This window comes from Microbacterium sp. zg.Y909 (assembly GCF_024626565.1).
This window is the reverse complement of the sequence record NZ_JANJFJ010000425.1, coordinates 1-3,603: the sequence shown is the minus strand read 5'-3', so window position 1 is coordinate 3,603 and position 3,603 is coordinate 1. Positions and strand designations below refer to the sequence as shown.

At 70.5% G+C, this 3,603-nt stretch carries 4 protein-coding genes and 1 pseudogene; all 5 read right to left on the bottom strand.

All coding sequences use genetic code 11. The features are described 5' to 3' along the window. Positions 1–362: pseudogene (locus tag NQ160_RS20655) on the bottom strand (MFS transporter); the annotation flags it as partial. 65 nt (positions 363–427) lie between these two features. Continuing rightward, positions 428–1,045: a signal peptidase I gene (locus tag NQ160_RS20650; RefSeq protein ID WP_257516965.1), complete on the bottom strand. Its 618-nt coding sequence runs from the start codon at positions 1,043–1,045 to the stop codon at positions 428–430. Continuing rightward, entirely contained in the window at positions 1,042–1,956 is a 915-nt protein-coding gene (locus NQ160_RS20645) for a hypothetical protein (protein WP_257516964.1), read from the bottom strand. The genes NQ160_RS20650 and NQ160_RS20645 overlap by 4 nt, the downstream gene beginning before the upstream one ends. After that, a complete protein-coding gene (locus tag NQ160_RS20640) occupies positions 1,953–2,537 on the bottom strand; it encodes a hypothetical protein (RefSeq protein WP_257516963.1) in 585 nt (194 codons plus the stop codon). The genes NQ160_RS20645 and NQ160_RS20640 overlap by 4 nt, the downstream gene beginning before the upstream one ends. Positions 2,538–2,611: 74 nt before the next feature. Further along, on the bottom strand, positions 2,612–3,187 hold the full coding sequence (locus NQ160_RS20635; RefSeq protein ID WP_257516962.1) for an alternate-type signal peptide domain-containing protein: 576 nt from the start codon (positions 3,185–3,187) through the stop codon (positions 2,612–2,614). Between the last annotated feature and the right edge of the window lie 416 nt (positions 3,188–3,603).

Here is a 3,603-nt window from a genome sequence, read left to right as displayed (position 1 = left end):
GCCGCATCGGCCTGCTGGCCCAGCACCGGGGCGAGCGCCAGGATCAGCAGCCCCGCGATCGTGGTGCCCCAGCCGAGCCCCGCGGCCAGGCCCGCCTCGGCGACCTCTTTCACCCGGTCGTCGTCGGGGAGCGCGGCGATGTCGGCGGGCAGGAACGCGTCGGTCGTGAGGTACAGCGCTGTGAAGATGAAGGTGAGGATCACCGTGTTGAACGGCTGCGCCGCCCAGTCCCACAGCGCCCACGCCAGCAGGGTCTTGCGGGGGGCGGGGGTGTCGCGTCGCAGGCCCAGGCCCATCACGGGCAGTGCGTCGGTGTCGGCGGTGACGGGCACGTCGGGAGTCGCGCCGGGGGATGAACTCATGCGCGCAGATTATCGCGACTGCGTACCCGCCTGACGCGAGGGCGCGCGGCGGAACTCCGTCGCGGTCAGTGTTCGGATGCCGCCTCGGCGCGCTCCCTGCGTCGCTCGAGGCCCGCGAGGATGCTGGTGCGGAGGGCGTAGAGGAACAGCCCGCCCGCGGCGACGGAGATCACGATGTCGCGGTTGGCCCCGTTGATGAGGTTGTTGACCCATCCCAGCATCGGCACGCTGTACCAGAGGGCGCCGCGGATCTGCACCTCTCGCACCGGCTCGGGATCGGGCGTGTTGTTGTTGTCGCCCTGGGTGACGAAGGTGAGTTCGCCATCGGTGTAGGTCTTGGAGATCACCCGGTGAGTGACCACAGCTGCCTCGCCGGAGCGGATCTGGTACGTGATGACGTCGCCGACGGCGATCTCGTCGGTCGGCGTCGCGCGGGTGACGATGAGGGTGCCGGGCGGCAGCCCGGGCTCCATCGACTGGGTCAGCACGGTCATGGCGGTGCCACCGACGAGGGCCGGCAGCATGATGACGGCAACGGCGAGAGCGGCGGTGATGGTGAGCAGCGACGCGCTGAGGGCGACGGCCAGGTAGTGCAGCAAGCTGTGCTCGTGGTGACCTGCGGCGCGGTGGGCGCGACGCGAGGTGAGCCCGGGGAGCGGGATGGAGTGTGTGATCGCGGTCATGAGCATTCCGTTGCAGAGATGATGCCGAGGGGGCCGGAGGTGCGCGTCACCGAGACGGCTGCGGTCAGGGGGGCGGTCGTGCCGTAAGCGGCCTCTTTGGCACGGATGGCGAACGAGTAGACGCCGTTGGCGTCGAGGTCCTTGCCTTCGACCAGGACCGACGCGGTACCGGCCGAGCTCTTGACCGTCGCGACCGTGGTGCCGGATGCGGTGTCGACGACCTCGTAGGTGACGTCGGCGCGAGCGGGGCGGTTGGCGGGCGCGGCCCACGAGAGCCGGACGAAGTCGAAGACGACCTTGACGTTGGTGCAGGTCACCGCGCCGGCCGCGGCCAGCTGGTAGACGCTCTGCGTGACCGCCGTGGTCGTGGCGGTGGCGGTCCAGCTCGTCCCGACCGCGCCGATCACCCGGAACGCGGCCGTGATGCTCTGCCCCTGCAGCGCGGCGTTGGTGCTGCCGTCGATGCGGGTCGCGACGCACACGACGACCTGAGCGCCCGGCGCGAGCGTGCGCGCGGTGGCGGGCAGCGCCGGCGCCGGGTCTGCCAGCGTGGTCTTGATGGCGCTGACGGGAACGGTGGTCGAGCAGGTTCCCGTCCACAGGTTCAGGGCGGTCTTCTGGGCGAGCGCGCTGCTGCCGGTGACGTCGCTGGCGAGGGTGTAGGACAGCGGGGTGCCGCCCGTGTTGGCGATGGTGAGCTGGCCGGAAACGGCGCCCGACGAGGAGCCGCTGTACTGGTAGCTCGTGGCGAGGCTGCCGGTCTGGGCGATCGTCGTGGCGGGTGCGGCCGAGGCGGCGGTGGCCGTCAGCGCGGCGTCGGCGCTCCAGCCGGCCACGGCTGCACCGGAGCCGCCGAGCACCGCGAGGGTCACGAGGGCGGCGATCGGGCCGAGAAGGCGGCGGCGGGTCACGGGTGCACCTGCGTTCCGCGGATCGTGAGGCTGAGGCCGGATGCCGTGATGCCGGCCGCGCTGGCCGGTGCGGTCAGCGGCAGGCTCAGGCCCACGCAGAGGGTGGCGCTCGCCCCGGGGGCGAGAGTGACTTGCAGGTCGGATGCGACGCCCGAACCGACCGATGTGGTCGCCTTCGGGGTGACCCGCCCTGCCGTGCAGTCCGCTGCCGAGGCGGTCGTGCCGACCGTGACGACCAGTGCGGCGGTGAGGCCGTTCGAGGTGGCGGCCGCCACGTTGCCGAGGGCGAGGGCGAGCGGGGTGGTGCCGGTGTTGCGTACGACGCTGGAGCTGTAGGCGGTGCGGCCGGGGTACATGCCGGTGGCGGAGAGTTTCAGGTCTGCGGCGGAGAGTTCTGCCGACCCTGCCTGCAGGGTGGCGGCTGCTGCTGCCGGGGCCGCGGCGGTCCAGGCGGCGTAGGTGCCGCCCCCGGCCGTTACGCCGAGCACGATCGCGCCTACGGTTCCGAGTGTCGCCAGCAGCATCTTCGCCGGCGCACAGCGGCGGCGCCGCTGGGCCAGGCGAAGTGAGCGGCGGGTCATCTCGGCTCCTCGGGGTCGGTGGTGGATTACGCGGACAGCGGGTCCGCCCCCGTGATGGGGGCGGACCCGATGGATCACGCGGCGGCGGTGTGCTGCGTGAGGGTGACGCTCAGGTCGTTGAGGTTCACGGCACCGGTCTTGGCGTCGTTGTTGGAGCCCTCGGTGCCGTAGGGGAAGGTGATCGTGACGGTGACGGTGACGTCCTGTTCGATCCCTGCAGCACCCGGGGCGACGGTGAAGCCGTCGGCGCTCTCGGTGATGCCAGCGCCTTCCGCGGTGAGCACCGCGTTGGCCTCGAGGTAGCCGACCAGCGCCTGGTCGACCGCGTTGGCGGGATTGGCGGGTGTGATGGACGCCTCGCTCAGCGCGAGCGTGGCGCTCAGGCTGTCACCCTCGGCGACGATCGACATCGTCTTGGTGAAGGTGAGCACATCGCCCGGAACCACCCGGTAGGCGGCGATGTTGATGTCGTCGCCGTTGGCCGCCCAGGTGCCTTCGGTGCCGGGGTCGGTGACGACGAGGTTTCCCGCCGTGATCTCGGCACCCGCGATGTCGGCCGACGCGTTCCACGAGGCGAAAGTGCCGCCGCCGCCCAGGAGCAGGAGGACACCGGCTGCGGTGGCGATGGAGGCCTTGGTGATCTTGTTCATGATGTGTTCCTTCTCGCGGCTTGTGGCCGCTCTTTTCCTGCGGATGGGATGGATTCGGGGCCCAGGTTCCGAAGCGAGTGATCCGGTCGGGGCACTGCCCAGTTTTCGCCGCGGACCGCAAGAAGGGCCCCGGTTCGATGCCGCGCTCCCGCAAGATCCCAGCAGCGTCGCCTGAGCGCGACCGGCCGCGACGCCGAACCACAAGACATCCACAAGAAATGGTCCAAAACGCCCCGCCCGCCCCAGATTCGTGCGCCTACGTGGCATCCGTCGTCCGCGCGCTAGCAGCCAAACTTGACACCTCACGGCTCAAGTTCAATTGACATCGATCGGGGCGCCGCGTACCCTTGAGTCATCGCGGCTCAAGGTTGGGGCCGCCCCAGACTTTTCAGTTCCACACGAAGGAGAAACACATG